Here is a 20,235-nt window from a genome sequence, read left to right on the forward strand (position 1 = left end):
TTCCGAGCTGGGGAGGATGGGCTTGCCTGGAGTCCTGTCCACACCAGATCGAGAAGCACCACGGGCGTCCTTCCCTCGAGCCGCGCCTGCGCCCGCGACGACAAAGACAAGATCAGTATTTCCCAGCCCTACCGGCTCCCCCGTCACTACGGGTAAATCATCCGTTTCCCGCAGAATGTCGTAGGGATGATCAAGAATGGCGCCATGGGATGGATCGGGATCGCGACGGGCCACGAGCTCACCGTCGAGGGGACGCGGCGGCCGGTGCTCGCCTGCCGGACGGCCGCGGGTCACGTGCTGGCGAAGGTGCCCGCCAGCGCCAGGAAGGACCCGATCGCAGTACGGCTGGCCGCCCTCTGCGACCGGCTCGGCGAGCACGCGCGGGCGGTGCACGACCGGGTCGAGTCCTGGATGGTGCGGTCGCTGCCCGTCCCGGCCGCGGTGTTCGCGGCCGTGTGGGACGACCCGGTGTGGCGCGAGACGCTCACCGACCTGGTCATCGCCCCGATCGCCGACGGCGCGCCCGACCTCGGACGCTGCGCGCTCCTGCGCGAGGGCGTGTGGACGGGCGCGGACGCCTTCGCGATCCCGCACCCGCTGCTGCTCGGCGACGAGCTGCTCATATGGCGGGGACGGTCCCTCACGCAGGTCGTCGAGCAGGTACGCCGCGAGGTGTGGACGCGTCCGGCGAGCATGGACCGCACGTTCGGCGTGGTCGAGATCTCCGGGGCCCCCTACGAGAGCGGCGCCGCGTTCGAGCGCCGCGTGCACGAGCTGGGCGGGCGCATCAAGGGGGACAGGGCGCGGTTCACCGTGCACACGCCCGAGCCGCTCGGCGTCGAGATCGACCTGTACTGGAACGGGCCGATGAGCCCGGCCTCCGTGGAGGGGATGAGCTTCACCGCGGGCGGCCGCGAGATCGGCGACATCGCCTGGTCCGAGGGCGTCCGCATTCTCATGGCCCTGTACGCGGACCGCACCGTGGACGAGACGGAGCCGGAGATGGAGCCGGAGATGGAGGCGGCCGAGGCCTACTCCCACTACTGCGACGCCCACCAGGGCGAGCCCGGCACCGTGGCGCCCTTCGGCATCACCCGCCCGACGCGCGACGTGCTGCTGCGCGCCGGGGCGGTGCTGCCGGGCCCGCCCACCGGCCCCGGCGAGGACACGTGCGTCGCCGTCCGCTACGAGCACTCCGTCCTGGACGAGCCGGTCGTCGAACTCGTCCGGCGCGCGGCCGTCGACGGCGACAAGGCCGAGAAGTCGCTGTACGACCTCGACCCGGTGGCGGAGACCGGTGTCGGCACCGTGCACGCGGGCCCGCTCGGCTTCCTCGCGTCCGCCCTGCGCCGGCACCCGGCGCGCCGCGCCCGCATCCTGGCCGCGCACACCGACCTGCGGGCCGCCCGCGGCCTGGCCGCCCGCAAGCCCGGCCTCGCGCGTACCGCGCTCACCCGTACCGGCGACGACCTGGAGACGCACGCGCCGGAGCTGCTGCCGCCGTTCTACGAGGAGTGCGCGTCGATCCTGGCCGCCGTGGGCAGCGCCCGCCTCGCCGCCGCCTTCTTCGAGACGGCCCGCGCCGCCGAGGAGGCGCACACGCTGCCGGTCGACGAGGCCGCGCTCGTCGCGGCGCACCTGAGCGCGGGATCGGACGCCACCGGATCGGCCACGCTCAAGAAGCATGGCAAGCGGCTCGCCGCCCGCCATCCCGCCCCCGCCGCGTACCGCTGGCACCGCCGCCTGCTCACCACGTGGTGCGAGGAGGTCCCGGACGGCGCGGACGGCGCGCTGGCCCTGGCCGACGGCTGGGCGGCGCTGGCGAAGGCCGCCGGGCACCCGCTCGGCGGGCCCGACGACGAACGCGCCGTACGGGCCCTGCTGGACAGCGGCTGCATGGAGTCGGCGCCGCAGGCCCTCTGGACGTTCGTGCTTCCGCTGCTCGGCCCGATGGCACGGGCGGACGCGGGCATAGGCCGCGCGCTCCTCGGCATCCTGCCGCTGCCCGCCAAGGACACCCCCAAGGCGAAGAGCGCGGCGGTGGCGCTCCTCCTCGGCAACCTCGCGGGCGCGGGCCTGACCGCCCCGTTCACCGGGTCCCCCGGGCTGGCGGGGGCGGCGGCCAAGGACTGGCTCGGCCGCTTCCTGAAGCTGTACGCGGGGCTGGCGCTCCCCGTCGCCGGTCTCGGCGACCTGCTGCGCGACGCCGGCACGCGGCTGCGCGCGGAGGGCCTCACCTGCGACGGCCACGAGGCGGTGCTGGGCGCGGACGAGGACGAGGTCAACCGCTGGGAGGAGACCGCGGCCGACCTCCCGCTCCTCGATCTCCTCCTGGACCGCGGCGTCCCGCTCGCGCGTCCCCGGCTGCTGCACACGTTCAAGCTGTACGACCGGCTCGCCTCCGGAGCGGGCACCGACCTGGCCGCCGTCGCCGCCGACCCCGACTGGGCCCCGCTGCTGCGTGACGCGATCGTGGGCAACGTGACCAACCAGCTCAACGTCACCGAGCCCGCCGTCCCGAAGCAGACCGCCCCCGAGACCGTACGGGCCCTGACCACCACCCCGGGAACCGCGCGGATCGTCGCCGCCATCCTGGCCGAGCACGCCGCGCGGGTCCCCGACCAAGGGCTGCCGGACGCGCACGCCGCCCTGTGCGACGCCGAACGGTTCACCGTCGCCGGAGCCCCCGGCCCCCTTCTGGACAGCGTCCGGACGATCGCGACCGGCACGGACCCGGCCCGCGCCCTCGCCGCCACGCTGAGCGGCGGCGTGCTCGACGAGCTGGAGATGCCCGCCTTCGTCCCCGGTCACGTCAACACCATCACCGACTACCTGGAAGAGAGCGGAGCCGACCTGCTCCTGGTCCAGGCCGGCCGGCTCTGGGAGCACAAGTTCCGCGCCTGCGTCGTCACGCCGGACGGAGCCGGCCCGCCCCACGGCTTCGGCACGTACGAGTACGTCTCCAGCCGTTCCCACGAACGGACTGAGGCGCGCGACCTCGACGACCGCTGCCTGATCGCGGTGAACGGCCGGGTGACCGTACTGGACCACGGCGGCCCGCACTGCCCGCACGGCAGCGCGCACCCGGCCGCCCGCCGCGTCGTGCCGGCCGACGGCGAACGGGTCGCCTTCCCCGGCGGCGCCGAGGCCACCGTGTGGCGCGGCCGGGGCCGGATCATCGAGTTGCGGGACCCGGCCGGGCGGATCATCGGCCGCTACGTCCGCGGCTGGGGCAGGGTGCCCGAGCACCACGGCGCCGAGAACATCAGCGTGGTGGAGCACCACCGCTACGCGTCAGGGACCCGCCTGGTCGCGCCGCCCGGCTGGTGGTCGGCGATGCGGCCGCGCGACCCCGAAGGGTCCAGGGCGCTGCGCGCCGTCGACGAGAAGAAGGCGCAGGCCCTCCTCGACGTCGCGGACGCCGCGCTCGCCGCCGACCTCATGCGGGTGCTGGACCCCGAGAGCACGTACCAGGAGAAGGACGCGGCCCGCGACGAGCTGGCGGGACGGCTCCACCCGCTCCTGCCGGAGATCGCCGACGAGTCGCTCCGGAGAGGCGTCACGTTCCTGGTGTGGACGGCCGTCGAATGCCGCGAGCGCGCGTTCGCCCTGCTGGAACGCCTCGAGCTGGCCCCGCCGCCCCACCTGCGCCCGGCGCCCGCCGCCGCGGCGCCCGCCGTCCAGTCCGAGAAGGCACCCGAGCCGGACGATCCGGGGCCCGAGTCCGCGTACGAGAGAATCGTCCACTTCACCCGTGCCGCCGTCGACGTGCCGTACGACAAGAAGATCGCGGCTTTCCACGCCCCCGCCGTCAAGGGGGTCGAGAACACGCTGGGCCGCCTCGGCGCCGCCGTCCTGGAGGCCGCATGGGGCGACGGCGACGGGCGCGCGCGGCTTCAGGAGCTGGCCGCCGTCCCCGAACTCCTCCGCACCGACGGCACCTGGCACGTCGCCCGGCTGCGCCCGGACTTCGACCCCGGGCAGATCCGCTCGGGCTACGGCCCCATCGCGACCGCCGCCGTCGCGGACCACGAGCTGGTGGGGCACGGCTACACGGTTACGGCGCTCCTCCACACCCCGCAGGGCCCCGACCCGCTCCTGTTCACCCGCAACCGCGTCGTCGAGCTGCGGACCTGCCGCGGCTGGGGCGACCGGGACCGGCTCCGGCGGGCGCTCGACCTGATCGCCGAGAACGGCTCGCCGCCCGTGGACCGGGAGGCGACCGCACGGGCGTTCGGCGAGGCCACCGGCCTGTCACCGGCCCAGTGCCTGATCCTGCTGTCCACCTCGGCCCGCACGCTCTCCTGGCCGGACGGCTGGGCGCGGGGCCGCGTCGCCGCCTTCCGCGGGGGCGACGCCGCCCGCGCCCGCGACCTCGGCCTGACCCAGCTCGACCTGCACGTCGCCGCGCTCTCCCTGGAGGCGCTCACCACCACCGACGAGGCCGTCGAAGTCGTCGAGCGGCTCATGCCCGACGACCCCGCCGACCTCTGGCGTACGGGCCCCGACCTGGACCGGGCGGTCGCGTCCTGGACGGAACGCCACCCGAGGCTCACCCCGCTCACCGCCGAGCAGTGGGTCACCCTCGCCTCCGGCGCCGAGGAGGCCCTGGAGGCGCTGATCGCCCTGCTCGGCGAGCGTCCGTCCGTACCGCCGCTGGGTCACATCGCCCGCGCTGCGAGGCTCCTGGACGACCGCCTGCCCAATGACCACCCCGCCCGCACGACCGCCGCCGCCCGCCTGCGGGACCTGCACGAACATGTCACCGGGCCGGACACGACCCTGCCCGTCGCCACCGGGGTCACCTCGGTCACCGCCCTGGAACGAGCCGCCGGAGCGACCGCGGCCCACCTCCCGGAGAGCAGGCTCGCCATCGGCGACGCCCTCACCCTGGAACCCGCCGGGGACGGCTACCGCGTCCACCTCCGCCCGTCCCGCTGGCCCGACCTGGACACGCCGGCCCAGGCCCTCCGCCGCGGCGGCGCCACCGATGCCGCCCTGGTCATGGAGGACCTGCGCTTCCTCCGTTCGTCCGAGCCGCTGGAGGCCGCGGCCCTGCTGGAGTGACGTTTCCGGAGGTGTGCGGGTGGTGGCAGGCGATCCAGTGGTTCGGGCCCGGCAACCGCACCCGGGATTCCTCGTCCGCGCAGCGGGCGTCGGCGCGGGGGCATCGGGTGCGGAAGCGGCAGCCGCTGAGCAGGAAGGGCAGTCGTGAATCCTCGATGATGCCTCGTCATACGGACGCTCCGGGACGGTTTGATCAACGGGGGTGTCAAGGGCCGGCCGACGTCAGGTGACAGCCGAAGACTGTTTCCGGTCGCGTGGACACCACCGCCCTCGGGATACAGAGGACGCCCGGCACCAGCCGCGTCTCAGGCGTGCGGAGCATGGGAACCCCGTCGGGGTCCGTCCTTGGGGGCGGTAGGCCGACCGTGAGGAGAGCTGGAGTCCCCGGCGGGAACAGGATGCCCAAGAAGCGAACGCCAGTGCGCGGCCCGTTCGCGGCGGCGGTCAGAAGTTCGCAGGCCAGAGCGACGATCTGGCACAGATCTGGTTTGGGGTGAAGTCGCGCAGGGGCATGGTGGCCGGGAAAAGAGGGGCCCGCGGGGACGTGGCCGGCATTGTGACCTGTGGTTCCGGGTGATCACGTGAGCTCCTGAACCATGCCTGCGCAGCGCACGGGGTCTTCGGTGAGGCCGGCGCCCAGACCCCACAGCCAGTAGTCCACCGAGCGCAGCACAGCCCACGCGCGGGCCCGGAGCCGATCCATCTCCGCCGCATCGATCAGCGCGTCGAGGCACCAGCGAAACCGACGAGTGCCGGCCATCTCGTCATAGCGCGTCCAGAGCAACTGACCCGTCTGGTACTCGATTGCGCCCACCAGGGGCAGCGAATCCACGGCCAGCCACGGCTCGCGGCTTCCCCGCACAGCCGACGCAATTGCCGTCCGACGAGCGGAACGGCGTCCTCCAGCGGGAGGTCACGCAGGGACCGCTGGTGGTCAAGCCGCTCCAACAGCACCACACCGCTGGACAGGTCCGCGTCAACCAGCAGAACCATGCCTCGCCCGCTCCACACCCGCAGCGCCGCGACCTGATCGGCGACGGACTCGTCCGGCCGGCTCACCTTGAGCACCAGCTGTTCGTCACCGCGGCTGACCGGCACCGCCAGACCGTTGTCCCCATGCATGGGGTCGCCATCGACCCGCAGGCCCCACCGAGCGCAGTGTTCCGAGACGATGTCGGGCAGCGCGGCCAGCCATTGCCGCCCGGCCTCCCCCTCACGCTGCCATCGCCCCCAGGCGCGGAACGACTCAGGAACCGTTATCAAGTGCCCACCTCGTCACACGATCGACCAGTCCTGTGCCGTCCCTGCGAGATCTCGAAGATCCGTTCCGGCCGAGCGAAGGAGCCATGCGTGAACACCGGACAGCTGGGGCGGAGGGCGTTGGACCCAGGCCGCCGAGGGTCGCTGAGTTCACCGCCGGCTCCCGCTGCGAGCCGACCGATGAGGGTCGGGGCGTACGTGCAAACGCTCCCCGTGCGGGCCGAACAGGATGAGAAGCTCGACCACGCCGCCATCGGCGCTGCCCAGCCAGTGCGGCAAGGACGTGTCGAACTCGGCCGCCTCACCGGGCGGCAACGTCAGGTCACGCTCACCGAGTACGAGCCGCAAGCGACCGTTGAGCACGTACAGCCATTCGAAGCCTTCGTGAGTCTGCGGGGTCGGTTCGAGTGGTTGCGGCGGGGGGGGGAATGATCATCTTGAACGCGTGCACCTGGCCCGGCCGCCGGGACAGGGGTATGAACGTCATCCCGAACCGTCTGATCGGCTTGAGGTGGATCCGGGGGTCGCCGGTGCGCGGGGCGCCGACGAGATCGTCCAGCGGAACGTCGTAGGTGCGGGCCAGCGGCAGCAGCAACTCGAGGGTCGCCCGGCGCTGCCCGCTCTCCAGCCGGGACAGGGTGCTCTCCGACACGCCGGTCGTCTCCGCGAGGGCGGCGAGGGTGATGCCGCGGTCACGGCGCAGCGCGCGAAGTCGTGGCCCCACCGCGCCAAGCACGTCGTCCGTTTCTCGATCCACGAGGCCATCTTGCCAGGACGGCAAGATTTCGTGCCAGATCGTGGTGCTCTTGGCAAGACTGAGCGCACATCGACAGAAGGAGCCCCGATGAGCACCACCGATGCGGTCACGTTCTGGGACGACGTCTACGCGGCCCGACCGGCGGCCGTCGACCCGCAGCCGAACGCGCGCCTCACCGAGACGGTGACGAGCCTGCCGCCCGGCGACGCGTTGGACCTCGGATGCGGCGACGGCGGCGACGCGCTGTGGCTCGCCGGCCAGGGGTGGCACGTCACCGCCGTCGACATCTCGGCCGTGGCGGTCGGGCGGGTCACCGCCCTCGCCCGTTCACGCGGCCTGGACGACCGGGTCGTCACCGTACGCCACGACTTGCACGAGTCCTTCCCGCAGGGCGAATTCGACCTGATCTGTGCCCACTACCTGCACACCCCCCATGACCTGGACAGGGCAGCCGTCCTGCGCTCGGCCGCGCGCGCACTGCGCCTGGGCGGACGGCTGCTGGTCGTCGACCACGGCTCGGCCGCGCCGTGGTCGTGGAACCAGGACCCCGGCGTCCGGTATCCGAGCCCGCAGGAGGTCGCCGCGGGAGTCGACCTGGATCCGGCGACCTGGACGGTCGAGCGGGCCGACACACCCCGCCGGAAGGCGACCGGACCGGGCGGGCGCACCGCCGAGATCACCGACCACGTCCTCCTCATCAGGCGCACCGCCTGACACGGCGACCAGCACCGCTCCCGACGAAGGAAGGAAACCGCTGTGCCCAGCACCACGCGCCGCGACCGCCGCGGCGACACCCCGCCGCCCCGGACCGGAAGCGACGAGACCGCGGTCCTGCGCGCGTTCCTCGACTACCTCCGGACCTCGATCGCCGCGAAGGTCGAGGGTGCCCCCGAACCCCAGGCGCGGACAGCCGCGGTGCCGTCGGGCACGAACCTGCTCGGCCTGCTCAACCACCTGACGTTCGTGGAACGCTCGATGTTCCTCGGGGACGACGTCACCGACTGGCAGGCGACGTTCGATGCCGCGCCGGCGGACAGTGTGGCCGACGTCGTCGCCCGCTACCGGGAAACGGTCGAGCGCGCGAACGAACTGCTCGACGGGTGCCCCGATCCGGGCGCGCCGATCCCTCGGCCGCGGCCGGGACGCCCCGCTCCCAGCATCCGCTGGGCCCTCACCCACATGATCGAGGAGACCGGCCGTCATGCGGGCCACGCGGACATCCTCCGCGAACTGATCGACGGCGCGGCCGGCCGCTGACCTGCCTTCTCCAGGACAGGGCACCTTCTCCAGGACGGGACCACGTGATCACCGCAGCTCGTCCGTCCTGCGCCGCTTCCTCCGATCCGCGCGCATGGTGGCGGCCGTCACGCTCACCCTCCTGCCCGCGGTCGGCACCGCGGCCTGTTCTACGCCGACGGCCGGCGACGCTCCCTCCTACGCCGTCGCCACCCAGGACGATCCCCAGTTCGAGAGCACCTTCCGGCACGAGTTCACCGGATCACTGAGTAGCCCAAGGACGTTCTCAAATTCGAGGACGGAGCCCGGCCAGCCGTGGGTCAGAACCAAAGGGAACGCTGACGGTGCTGCGCGGGAAGTGGACCTGCACGCTGCGTAAGGCGCCGTCCGCGCGATAGCGGTGGAGGGCCGGCCGGTCCGGGATGCCCAGTTCGAGCCGCCCCGGCGCCCAGGTGTGGCGGCTCCATCGGCCACCGGTCCACGTCTCGATCACAGCCCTGCCTGCTACGGGCAGCAGGCAGGTGCAAGTCCGCCGTGGCCAGCAAGTCCTTGTCCTCGACCAGCGGGACGTGGTCGAATCGTTGCGCGAGCAAGGACTGCCAGCCCAGGCCCTGCGCTGCAGTGGTCTTCTTCGGGCTGGTTGATGTAGGCCACCGTAGGGATCTTGGGCAATCGCGATGTGCGGGTGAACCGGCGCCCCCCACCGCTCGTCGCTGACCTCCCACGGCTTCAGCTTCGCCACCCGCGCTCCCCTCCCTCGGCTACAGCGAGTGATCGAAGCACAACAAAGATCATTTTGTTTGGCCCTCTTGGAGGCGGATGGTGACTCACTCACTGAAGTCCTGCAGAGAAAGGATGCTCATCGGCCGGGGTCAGGCACTGAATGTCTCACCATTGACCGGCTGATGAATCCGGCGATATTCGAGGTCTTCTGAGACGAGAGGGCTCTGTGCTCCGCCGGGGAGATCGAACTCCGCCCACTGGACGCCGTAGGAGACAATATAATCCTCAAGTGAATCGTCGTGAAGCAGAAACACTCTCTGGCCGGCTCGAAGGCGGCCCATCCTGGCGACCAAGTCGGCGAGTTCATCGCCCGATGCCTCGCGAAGGTGAAGGGCGCCTACATCCTTCCAGCAGGACAGCCGGCTCGCTCCGGCAAACACTACGTCCATGACCCGGAGCGGAGAATCGCCTGGAGCATCATCGTCGATCTCTGGGTATCCGCGGAGCAGCGCATACCCGTGACCGTAGCGATAATCCATCAGACGAAACGTCCGGGAGTCCCGAAAGTCGACTGTCTTCTTTGTCACAGCGCCCCCCACGTGCCCAGACGGAGATTCGTCCTGTAGAAGGTCACAGTATCCATCAAGCCGTGGTTGGCGACCTGGATAAGCTCCCACTGGGTGGCCAGCAGGCTTCCATTGTCGGCGGCGGCCGCCTCGCGTGCCCTCTGAAGCGCCATCGCAGGGCCACGATTGGCCCCCGGAAGACCGTCAAGCATAAAGGAGATCTCGCCTCCGCCCTCGGCCGTGCGGCGAAGGACGTTGAAGACCTCCTGCCTCCAGTCGCCGACAACGCCCATTAAATGGCGCGCGCCAACGTGCTCCGCAAAACCCGTTACATTGTGACTCTCCCTTCCCAGAGCGACGTGATCCTTCGGACCGATGAAGCCGCAGTTATGGGCAAGAACAGACTTGTCTCCGGCCTCTACGTAGAACGTATGTGTGTCAGCGACCGTGAGGTCGTGGACCGTGGGGTGGTTCGGCTGCTTCGTGGTACCGACGACCTGGACAGTGGTGCCGGTCGGGGTGCGGAGGTGGTCAGCGTTCGTCAGGTGGTCGGCGCGGACCCACTGGCGGTCCTTGGCGTCCCAGAACAGGTGGTGTTCGGTGGCGAGGATGACGCCGGTCTCGTCGCCCTTCTTGCCATCGGTGTCGACGGTGATCTGGACGAGGTTGAGGTAGGCGACGCCCGAGAAGGCGGCGAGAACCGGCTTCGGCACGGTCTTGCCCGTCAGCGGGTCGGTGGCCAGGACCTTGTCGCCGGGCCTGATCTGCTCGATCGCCTTGCTGGTGCCGTCCGCCAGCTTGACCATGGTGCCCGCGGCGAAGCTGTTGCAGCCGGACCGTGCCCCGGATGTGGCCCGTGCCTTGCCCGCGGCCTTGCCCGCCGCGGCTCTGCCCGCCGCGGCACCCGCGGATTCGCCGCCCCCGGCCGCCGCGCCGCCGCCGCGGCCCAGGGCGCTTCTGGCCTTGCTGGCCGCCTTGCCCGCCGCTCCGGCGACCGCCCTGCCGGTCGCGGTGGTGGCGAGTTTGCCGAGGGCTGCACTCACACCCTTGCCGACGACGCCTCCTGCCGCGCCTGTGATGGCGCCGACCGCCGCCGACTTGAACGCTCCCCCGGCGCTCCATTCGTCGCGCGGTGTCGAGACCAGGTAGCCCGCCAGGTTGCCTGCCGCTCCGCCCGCGGCGGCGCAGCCGATGCTGCCGGCGCCGAACGTGGCCGCCTCGCAGCCGGCGGTGACGACGATGGCGACGGTGACGTTGACGATGGTGGCCTTGTGCTCGTGCCAGATCTTCTTGGCCTTGCAGCCGAAGCTCCACCGGCCGCAGTGAGGCGGATTGCTGGGCGGGGGAGGTGAGGAGTAGCCGCCCCCACCGCCTCCGCCCCCACCACCGCCGCCACCGCCGCCACCGCCGGAGGGCGGGTTGCACGGGTTGGAGGCGATGATCCCGCACTGGGTGCCGCCGTCGTACATCAGGCCGGTGGGGTCGGAGCCGGTCACCGGGTTGTTGTCGGCGTAGGCGTAGCCGTTCCAGCTCTGCGGGTCGCTGGCGTCGAAGACGGGGTCGACGGAGATGAAGCGGCCCGTCTCGGCGTCGTACTCGCGGGCGCCGAGGTGGGTCAGGGCGGTGGCCTCGTCGATGACGCCGCCCACGAAGCCCTTCTGGCCGGGCCAGGACGCCGGTACGACGCCGCGTTGCTGCCCGAACGGGGTGAAGCGGCGGCGGGTCGTCGCCTGCGTGGAGGTGTCGTCGACGGAGGTGTCCGCGGTGCCGTGATGGTCGGCGCCGAGCCAGGTCACGCCCTTGCCGGTACGGGCGGCGATGGCCTGCCCGGCGAAGTCGTAGTAGCGGGTCGCGCTCTTGGCACCGGTCTTGGTGTCGAGCCGGATCTCCATGCCGGCGACGTACAGGGTGGTGGAGGTGGGGTCGCGGCGGATGAGCCGTTCGCCGCCGGCGTCGTAGACGAAGGTGCTGACGCCGGAGGGGTCGGTCGACTTCGCGAGGTGGCCTTCGACGTCCCATTCCAGCAGGCGGCCCGAGCCGCGTTCGGTGGTGTTGCCGGACTTGTCGTAGGTGTAGGTGTCGATCTGGCCGTCGCGCGGACCGCCCTCGTACGCGACGGAGGTCAGCGTGTGCGGTTGCGGTTTGCCGGGCCCGGCGTAGGTGTAGGTCTTGGTGATGTCCCCGGTCGCCTGGTGGTCGATCTCCTTGGTGCGGTTGCCGACGCTGTCGTAGGCGAAGGACTGCCAGTACGGCGCGGGTCCCCCGACGATGTTCTGCGAGGGTCCGGTGGCGCAGTCGTCGGTGGAGGTCCAGGCGTCGGTGAGGCGTTGCAGCCAGTCCTGGCGGAAGCACTGCACGTCTGGTGTCTGGCCGGAGGGGGTGTCGGCGATCTTGGTGATGTTGCCGGACGGGTCGTAGGTGTAGTGGGTGTCGGCCACCGAGATCGGAGCGGTCTCCCGCTCGAACACCGAACGCGCGAGCCGGTTGGTGCCCTCCTCGTAGAAGTTGGTCTGCTTGACCCGCTTCAGGCCGGTGCTCATCGTCAGGTCGAGGACCTGGCCGAGCTTGCCGTAGGTCGTCGAGGTGACGTAGTTGGTCAGGCCCCGCATCGTGGTCGGGTTGCCGAGCTGGTCGTAGTCGTACAGGATCGTCTCGCCGAGCAGGCCACCCGCGGCCGGCAGCACCGTGCGGTGGACGGTGCCGTCGGGGTTGTAGTCGGTCGTGGTCTTGTACGTGCCGGCCAACCCGCCTTCGGCGGCGGGTATGACGGTCTGGGTGCCGGTGGGCCGGTAGGCGTTGTCGTAGCCGGTGACCGAGCTGGTGTAGGCGTCCATGGCACCGGTGGCCGCGTTCTTGACATAGCGGGTGGAGCCGGTGGGCTGGCCCTTGACCACGGTGCCGTCGGGCAGCTTGTCGAACGTCCACTCGGCGAGCTTGGTGCCCGAGGCGGAGGTGCCGGCGTATTCGGCGGTCTTGCGGCCGAGTGCGTCGTAGGTGAGGAACAGACTGGAGCCGCGGGCGTCGGTGACCGTCGTGAGCAGGTCGTTCTTGTGGTCGTAGGTGAGCTTGGCGGTGCCCTTGTCGGGGTCGTCGACCTGGACCATCCGGCCGCGCAGGTCGTAGTGGTAGGTCCAGACGTTGCCCGCGGTGTCGGTGACGGTGGCCGGCTTCCCGGCGCGGGTGTAGGTGTACTTCGTGGCGTCGTAGTCGCCGGTGGGGGCGTCGCCCTTGTACTGGCGGACCTCGACGGTCTCGCCCTGCCCGTTGGTGATGGTGGTGGTGGGGGTCGCGCCGGCGGGCGGGTCGACGCTGATGCGGTCGCCGCCGTACGTGGTGGTGGTGCGCCACTGCTCGGTGCCGCGCTTGCGGAAGATCTGCGCGGTCGGCCACTCCATGCCGTTGTAGACGGTGACGCTCTGCCCGGGCACGTCGTCGTCGCTGCCCGGGACCCACAGCGTGCTGCCGGGATCGCCTTCGGTGTAGTAGTCGGCGTTGGTCTTGTAGACCAGGCCACGGGTGTCGTAGAGGGTGTCGTTGATCAGTCGGCCGCCGCCCGGCGCGGGCTCCTGCTTCTGCCTGGGGCGCAGGAGTCCGTCGTAAAGGGCGTACCCGGTGGTGTAGGTGGCGCCGTCGGCGCGCAGCGTCGAGGTGGAGACGGTGGTGGGGCCGTCGGCGCGGATCTGGTAGCCGAACTTCATGTTCGGGGTCGAGGCGTAGCCGCTCTTGGCGTGGCCGGGCAGCCAGACGCCGGTCAGCCGGCCGAGCGGGTCGTAGGCCAGGTCGGCGCGCTTGCCGTTGGCGTCGGTGGTCGCGGTGGCCAGGCCCCAGGCGGGCTCGATCTCGGTGGTGGTGACGTGGCCGAGGGCGTTGGTCTCCTGCTTGGCGGTGACCAGGCCGGTGGCCGGGGTGTAGGAGGTCCTGGTCGTGGTGCCGTTGGGATCGGTGACCACCAGGGGGCGGCCGTAGACGTCGAAGGTGGTCGAGCCGGCGGTGACGTACTGGGGGCCGCCGTTCCAGGAGCCGAGCTTCTCGGTCCTGGTGACGTCGCCCTTGGACGGTGCCGCGCCGAAGGTCCCGCCGTCGTAGTACTTGCGGACGTCGGAGGTCACGTCGGCCGGCCGGTCGGGAGTGACGGTGCACGCCTTGGTGACGGTCTCGACGCGGACGGCGTAGGAGATCATCCAGCGCCCGGCGTCGCGGGCGTAGGTGGTGCGGACGCAGCTGTCGTCGTCGGCGGTGGCCTGGTCGCCGAGGTCGTTGACCTGGGTGGGCAGGCCGTCACCGTTGTAGTCGGTGTCGGTCGTGTTGTACCGCCAGCCACCCGACGCCAGCGCGGTGCGGGTGCGCTCCTTGTCCTCGCGCACCATGCTCGCCGTGGTGGTCCCCCACGAACGCACCCGCTTGGCGGTCTGCTTCGTCCAGTAGCCGGTGATCGTGCCCGTCATGGCGGGCCCGGACGGGCCGTCGTAGCGGATCTCCTCGCGGACGCGGCCCTGCAGCGGCTCGGCGTCGTCGACGGCTGTTCCCGTGGAGTCGGTGACCTTGACGTCCCGTTTGCCGCCGCCGGACAGCTCGTCGCCGTCCATGCCGCGGAAGTAGGTGAACTCGGCCTTGGAGCGCTGCTCCCCCGGGGCGCCGCGCAGCACCCGCACCTTGCCGTAGCCGCGCCACTGCGACCAGGTCTTGTACTTCTCCTTGGTCAGCCCGTCGTCATCGTCGTGGTGCCAGGCGCCGCCGCCCAGGTACTCGTACGTCTCCAGCGTGTCGGGGGCGCCGCCGGTGCGGTCGATCTGCTGGACCTGGGTGACGACGTACTTGTGGAACCAGTCGAGCTTGGGCGAGGTGGCGCCCTCGGGCGACCAGTACTGCGGGTAGCAGCGGCGGGTGTTGGAGTCCGGGTCGGGGGTGTCGCCGGCGGTGCAGTCCTCGTCGGAGTAGGTGACGGACAGGGCGCCGCCGGTCTCGTTGTCGATCGCCGAGATACGCCACTTGGTCAGCGGCGGGCGTCCTTCGAGCGCGTCGACCCGGTTGGGCCGCTGCACGCCGGCGAACTTCACCGGCGGCAGGAACGCGGTCCCGCCGACCTTGCCGGTGTGCTGGATCCCGGCCAGCCACAGCGCCGGCGCCGTGCCGTCGCCGGGCGCGCGCATCTGCTGGTCGAGGGTCCAGGTGTCGACGTCCTTGTACGCGCTGCCGGACAGCACCTGCGTGGTGACGGCGGCCAGCCGCTTGCGCGTCCAGAATGTCGGCGAGTACCGGTCGAGGCACTTGTCGCCGGAGTCGCAGTTCTGGTCGTAGGGGACGTCGGGCCAGTACTTCGCGTTGTCCTTGGTGAACTTGCTCTCCGCGCAGTCGAAGCTCGACGTCGCGATGCACCGCTCCTTGGCGTCGAAGACCACCCTGGCCGGGGCCGAGGAGGAGAAGATCGCGTCCGAGCGCTGCCCGTAGTCGATGCGCTTGAGGTAGCCGCTCCGGTCGTAGGCGGTGGGGGTGCCGTTCGGCACGCCGTCGGTCAGGGTGGTGACGTCGCGGCGGTAGTAGTTGGTCTCGCGGCCGTACCAGAAGGTGCTCACCGTGCCGTGCGGGTCGACGACGTAGTCGAGGTTCCACCGCCACGCCTGCTTGCACCAGGAGTCGGAGAAGGAGTCCTGGTGGCAGGGCTCGCCGTCGTCGTCGCCGAACACCGGGACGGTCCACGTGGACTGTGTCTCGGCGCTGCCCTCGGACCAGCCCGGCAGGTGGTTGCGGCCGAAGTAGTACTGGGTGCCGTCGGGGGTGGTGACGCGCCAGTACTCGCCGTCCTTGTCGCCGTTGTCGGCGCCCGACAGCTTCTCGATCTTGGAGCCGTCGTCGTCCTTCGGCTGCCAGGTGCCGGTCACGTCGTCCAGCACCAGCTCGGTGGCCTGGCCGTTCAGTGACAGGGTGGCGTTGTCGTTGCCCCAGCACTGGTCGTTGCGCCTGGGGGTCACGCCGTCGTCGGCGCACGCCTTGTACCGGCGCTCGACGAAACCGGGCCAGTAGTCGAAGCCCTCGCCGATCCAGGACGCCTGGTTGTTGGTGGCGACCGTACGGCCGTCGATGCTGCCCGAGGAGTAGACGAAGCCGACGTTGGGAGTCGGGCCGCCCGGGGTCGGGGGCAGGCGCAGCGGATAGGACCAGGAGAAGGCGCCGCTCTGGTTGCTCACGTTCCACGTCGCCGACGGTGACAGCGACGTCGCCTCGTACGTGCCCGCAGAGCCGGACGGCGCGGCCTCCGCCGCCAGCGTGGTCGCGCCCGCCGCGAGGTCGACGTCGGCCGCCAGCCGGCCCGTCTTGACGTCGTTGCGCGTGGGCAGCGGCGTCCGGGTCTGGCACTCGGGCCGCTCCGGCGTGGTGGCCGCGCACGCGGGCAGCTCGACCAGGCGTAACCGCGAGGCCCAGTCGCCGCCGTAGGCGTACCGGAAGCCGGAGTAGTCCACCTCGACCGCCATCCGGGCCGGAGCGGACGGCCTCAGCCGGAGGCCGAGCCCGTCGATGCGGGACCTGGCCGCGGTGGGCGCGTCCAGCGTCCGTACCTCGACGGCGGGGGCGGCGCCGGCGGTGGCCGGCGCCTTGCCGTTCTTCTGGACGGCGGCCGGTCCCAGCCAGATCGGGAGCTGCCCTGCCCGCGCCTTCGCGGAGCCACCACCGGCCGCGGTCACTGCCGTACCCGGCCGCGGCCAGGTCACCGCGGGCGCGCCCTTGAGGTCGTACGCGGCGCCCGGATCCGTCAAGAGCCCCTGTGCCTTGACGGCATGACCGGGTACGGCATGTTGCTCCTGGACCTGGTGCCATGCCGGGTCGTCGTCGGTCGCCTGGGCGGCGATCGGGCTGAGCAGCGTGGCGGGCACCACGACGGCCAGGAGTGCGGCGATCTGGGTCCAGCCTCGCCTCGAACCGAGCACGGCTTTCCTCCGGTTTGTGATCATAGGAACGTGGTCAGCCGTCGATGGGCAGGTTCATCGCGATGTTGACGACCTGCCGGTCGGTCAGGGTGCCGGTGTAGACGCGGACGTCGTCGATGTCGCCGCCGAAGTAGTCCACGGCGGCGCTGTTGTACCTGGCGCGGCCGATCTGCAGCGCGCCCGCCGCCCAGCCGCCGGTGACGGGGCGCTGGTCGTTGAGCTGACCGTTGACGTAGAGGCGGATCTGCTGGGCCTGCTCGTCGTACACGCCGGCCAGATGGGTCCAGGTGTTGAGCACCGAGCAGTCGACGGGCTCGGCCGAGCCGGCGCGCGTCAGGGTGCCGCTGGAGGCGCTGGGGCTCGTCGCGAACGACCAGCGCGGCACCGCGACGCCGTTCTCGGGGATGAGCCGGTAGCCGAGGTAGAAGGAGCTGTAGGCGGCTCCGTCCTGGGCGAGGACGGTCATCGCGCGGCTCGGCAGCGCGCAGGTGTCGTCGCCGGCCAGCCGCACCCAGGCCGTGACGGCGTAGCTGTGGTCGGTGCGCAGCGGCGCCGACGGGGTGGCGGCGTAGCCGGTGGTGCCGTTCAGGCTGAGCGCGCCGCCGCCGTCGAAGCCGTCGCCGGCCCAGGTGGCGCCGCCGGCGAGGGCCGCGGGCCAGCGGCTGTCGGTCGTGTTGACCGCGGTGGTGCCGGTGGTCTCGTCGAACTTCCACCAGCCGCGCTGAATGGGCGGCTGCTTGGCCATCGCGGCGATCTCGTTGCCGAGGGCGGGGTCGTTGACGGTGCGCGGGTCGTCGGACAGCTCCCGCTTCCAGATCTTCACCTCGTCGATGTCGCCGGCGAAGTTCTCGATGTAGGCGCCGCGCGACTTCACCCGGCCGAGTTGCAGCGGGCCGGTCGCGTCCCACGGTTTGTACGGGAAGGCGCCCGTCGTCGTCTGCGGGATGCCGTTGACGTACAGGCGCAGCTGCCGCTCCGGCGCGTCCCACACCCCGGTCAGATGCGTCCAGATCCCGGTCGTCGGCTCGGTGTCGCCGATCGCCCGCACGATGGTCTTGTCGTCGACGTCGGCGTCGAACTTGCTGAAGATCCACCGCTTGGAGCCGGAGGAGTAGTAGAGCTGGAAGCCCGTGCCGCGCACGGCGTCCTGGCTGACCACCGTGGAGTTCTTGCTCTTGTCGTTCAGCAGCACCCAGGCCGAGACGCTCATGCTCCGGTCGGTGTGCACCACCGGGCCGTCCGTGCTGCCGTACCCGGTGCCGCCGTCCAGGTGCAGGCCTCCGGCCACCCGTCCACCGGCCCAGTTCGTGCCGCCGGCCAGCGTCGCGGGATGTGTCGTCGCTCCGGAGTCGGCCGCCGTGGAGCCCGTGGTCTCGTCCAGCCGCCAGTGTCCCTCGGGGCCGAACCCGGCGTTGACGTAGAAGCTGTAGACGGCGGGGGTCTTGCCGACGTTGCCCGCCCGGTCGACCGGGTAGACGTACAGGGCGTTGAGCCAGTCGTGGCGGGGCGCGAGCCGCACGTTGACGCTCGTCTGCCCGGCGGGGACCGCGATCTGGGTGGCGGGGGTGGCCAGTGCCGGGTCGTCGAGCGCCCATCGGAAGGCGGTCACGTCGCTCTCACCGTCGCCGGGGGCCAGCGTGAATCCGCCCGCCCAGCCCACGCTGCCCTGCCAGGCGTCCGGAGTGTCGGCCGGGTAGTCGAGGGAGCTGACCTTGGGCAGGGTGGCCGGGTCGATCGTGTCCACGGTGAACTCGCACCACTTGCTCCACGTGCTGGAGTCCGTGCCGTCGTATGCCCTGACCTTGTAGCCGTAGGTGTGGCCGGTGGTGAGCCCGGCCAGCTTGACCGAGTGGTCGGTGGCCGAGGTGGTGTACTTGTAGGCGGTCTTGCCGTCGCCGGGCAGGGTCGAGGTGATGTCGTCCCACACGCCGGTCGCGGTGTTGTAGTGGTGCAGGACGAACTCGGCCCGTACGCCGTCGTTGGCCTTGTCCGGGTCGTAGATCTTGGCCTTGAGCTGGAGCGGGTTGGCGGCGTCGCCGGCGTTGACCGCCGGGCGGGCGGCTCCGGTGGCGCAGGGGGTGGCCGGGTAGGTGCCGATGCCCGAGGGCGCGGCCGGCGGGGTGTTGTAGTCGATGACGAGCTTGGGAGAGGTGCCGAAGCCCTTCCACCCCCACACGCCGCTGCTGGTGTCGTTGGAGTCCCTCAGCCCGAACGTCGTGTTCGACCAGCCGGCCTTGGCGGCCTTGACGATCGCGCCGGTCACGTTGAACTCGATGCCCTTGTCCGGGCAGGAGGAGCTGTAGCCGGCGTCGGAGGCCACGCTGTCCTGGTGGTCGCTCCAGGACGGCTGATGGCTCCAGTTCGTCGAGCTGGAGATGCCGCCGGTGAGCCAGAGCTGCACGGCCTGCGGGCTGGAGGTGCAGCCCCAGGACTTGACCTGCGTGATGCGGAACGTGGCCTTGAGGATGTGCTTGCCGTTGACGTTGTCGGAGTCCATCCGGAAGAACGACCGCTTCAGGCCGCTGCCGTAGTTGCCCGCCTCCGGCATGTGGCTGGAGTTCCAGTACTCCTGGGAGGGGTAGGCCTGGTCCACGTACGTCCAGGCCAGCTTGGAGCCCGACCACTGCGGGTCGATGTACACCGGGAAGGTGGTGTCGGGAGCGGTCAGCAGCTTCTTGTCCGGCGTGAGCGCGATACGGTCCTGCGCCACGTCGATGCCCATGACCGCCTGCCTGCCCTCGCGACGCGGCCCCGCCACCAGCGACGACGGCGCGGCCGCCGTCCCGGAGGAGTCCCACATGCGCGGCGGCGGCGAGTGGAAGAGCTCCGATCCCGCCGGCGTCACGGCGCTCAGGCCGCCGGTCGCCGTCCTGCGCACCGTCAGCCCGTTCGCGCGCATGCCGAAGTCGAGCCTGTCCAGCGCGGGCTTGGCGGCGGCGTCCCGGTTCTTGACCACGAGCACCTCGGAGAAGCCGAGCACCGACGCGGTCACCTTCAGGTCGACGCCGGGAAGGACCTCGCCGTACGTCGCCGTGTCGCCGTCCAGCGCCGGCTTCGGCAGGCTTCCCGGCCATGTCATCGCCACCGAACGGCCGCCCTCGCCGATGGCGGCCAGGGCGGCCGTCCCGCCACCGGAGAAGGTGAGATCCAGCGGGGTCGCCGTGGTGTGGACGGTTCCGTCCGCCGCGAAGACCAGCGTCGTGTCGACGTCGGCCCAGCCGCCTCCCCGCCGTACCCGCTCGGGCAGTGCCGAGGTCTGTGAGGTGAAGGAGCCGTCGGGGTTGGCGAACACCTGACGGTTCTCCGTACGCAGCGACAGCACCTCCACCCGCTGCTTGCTGCTGCGTGCCTGGTCCAGGGCCTCCGCCTCGGTCCGTGGCGGCGGGTCCGCCGTCGCGGCCAGCGCGGCGGGTGCGGCGTGCAGGACGCCACCGGCGGCCAGGCCGCCGGCCCACAACGACATGACCACGGCGAGGAGCGCGCGGGGGGTGCGGCGGCGCATGAAGTCTCCTGAGGATCTGCGTCCGGTGATGATCTCGGCTCGCACCATCTAAGGAAATTTCGGATTTGAGAGCGTCAACCTGAGACATGAAGATCACTGAAACGTCCGCCGTACGGCCATGCCGGAAAGGTCAACCGGCTGCGGTACGGCGCCCGCTCGTCTACCGCCCAGGTTGTAGCGGCCGTCAGCCGGGCGACTGAT

The 20,235-nt window shown here is 71.3% G+C and carries 8 protein-coding genes and 2 pseudogenes; 3 read left to right on the forward strand and 7 right to left on the reverse strand.

Annotation, left to right across the window (positions count from 1 at the left end; genetic code table 11):
* Positions 1-204 precede the first annotated feature (204 nt).
* A complete protein-coding gene (locus tag ABZS51_RS11045; protein ID WP_355438645.1) occupies positions 205-5,067 on the forward strand; it encodes a DUF4132 domain-containing protein in 4,863 nt (1,620 codons plus the stop codon).
* Positions 5,068-5,644: 577 nt separating this feature from the next.
* Here the strand turns inward: ABZS51_RS11045 and ABZS51_RS11050 are convergent.
* The 3 genes and pseudogenes from ABZS51_RS11050 to ABZS51_RS11060 all read right to left on the reverse strand — a co-directional run bounded on the left by ABZS51_RS11050 (position 5,645) and on the right by ABZS51_RS11060 (position 7,084).
* A complete protein-coding gene (locus ABZS51_RS11050) occupies positions 5,645-5,929 on the reverse strand; it encodes an aminoglycoside phosphotransferase family protein (protein ID WP_355438647.1) in 285 nt (94 codons plus the stop codon).
* Between the two features lie 11 nt (positions 5,930-5,940).
* Positions 5,941-6,330 (reverse strand): annotated as a pseudogene (locus ABZS51_RS11055) (aminoglycoside phosphotransferase family protein); the annotation flags it as partial.
* A 147-nt stretch (positions 6,331-6,477) separates the two neighbouring features.
* Positions 6,478-7,084, reverse strand: a pseudogene (locus tag ABZS51_RS11060) (XRE family transcriptional regulator).
* A gap of 87 nt (positions 7,085-7,171) precedes the next feature.
* Here ABZS51_RS11060 and ABZS51_RS11065 point away from each other — a divergent pair.
* Both ABZS51_RS11065 and ABZS51_RS11070 read left to right on the forward strand, forming a co-directional pair.
* Positions 7,172-7,798 (forward strand): class I SAM-dependent methyltransferase, encoded by a 627-nt coding sequence (locus ABZS51_RS11065; protein WP_355438649.1) that lies wholly within the window; start codon positions 7,172-7,174, stop codon positions 7,796-7,798.
* Positions 7,799-7,840: 42 nt separating this feature from the next.
* Positions 7,841-8,341, forward strand: coding sequence for a DinB family protein (locus tag ABZS51_RS11070; protein ID WP_355438651.1), 501 nt, complete (start codon positions 7,841-7,843; stop codon positions 8,339-8,341).
* 177 nt (positions 8,342-8,518) lie between these two features.
* Here the strand turns inward: ABZS51_RS11070 and ABZS51_RS11075 are convergent, their stop codons facing one another.
* The 4 genes from ABZS51_RS11075 to ABZS51_RS11090 all read right to left on the reverse strand — a co-directional run bounded on the left by ABZS51_RS11075 (position 8,519) and on the right by ABZS51_RS11090 (position 20,034).
* A complete protein-coding gene (locus tag ABZS51_RS11075; RefSeq protein ID WP_355438653.1) occupies positions 8,519-8,794 on the reverse strand; it encodes an epoxide hydrolase N-terminal domain-containing protein in 276 nt (91 codons plus the stop codon).
* A 398-nt stretch (positions 8,795-9,192) separates the two neighbouring features.
* Entirely contained in the window at positions 9,193-9,582 is a 390-nt protein-coding gene (locus tag ABZS51_RS11080) for a hypothetical protein (protein ID WP_355438655.1), read from the reverse strand.
* A 44-nt stretch (positions 9,583-9,626) separates the two neighbouring features.
* Complete coding sequence (locus ABZS51_RS11085) at positions 9,627-16,532, reverse strand: polymorphic toxin-type HINT domain-containing protein (RefSeq protein ID WP_355438657.1); 6,906 nt, start codon at positions 16,530-16,532, stop codon at positions 9,627-9,629.
* Positions 16,533-16,566: 34 nt separating this feature from the next.
* Positions 16,567-20,034 carry a LamG-like jellyroll fold domain-containing protein gene (locus ABZS51_RS11090; protein ID WP_355438659.1) on the reverse strand — a complete coding sequence of 1,156 codons (3,468 nt, stop codon included), beginning with the start codon at positions 20,032-20,034 and terminating at the stop codon, positions 16,567-16,569.
* Positions 20,035-20,235 lie beyond the last annotated feature (201 nt).

This window comes from Nonomuraea sp. NPDC005501, assembly GCF_040605905.1.
GTDB lineage: Bacteria > Actinomycetota > Actinomycetes > Streptosporangiales > Streptosporangiaceae > Nonomuraea.

Excerpts from the sequence above, each read along its gene's own strand:
- ABZS51_RS11045 (WP_355438645.1), top strand. The coding sequence starts at position 205 with ATGGGATGGATCGGGATCGCGACGGGCCACGAGCTCACCGTCGAGGGG.
- ABZS51_RS11065 (WP_355438649.1), top strand. The coding sequence starts at position 7,172 with ATGAGCACCACCGATGCGGTCACGTTCTGGGACGACGTCTACGCGGCC.
- ABZS51_RS11080 (WP_355438655.1), bottom strand. The coding sequence starts at position 9,582 with ATGGATTATCGCTACGGTCACGGGTATGCGCTGCTCCGCGGATACCCA.
- ABZS51_RS11090 (WP_355438659.1), bottom strand. The coding sequence starts at position 20,034 with ATGCGCCGCCGCACCCCCCGCGCGCTCCTCGCCGTGGTCATGTCGTTG.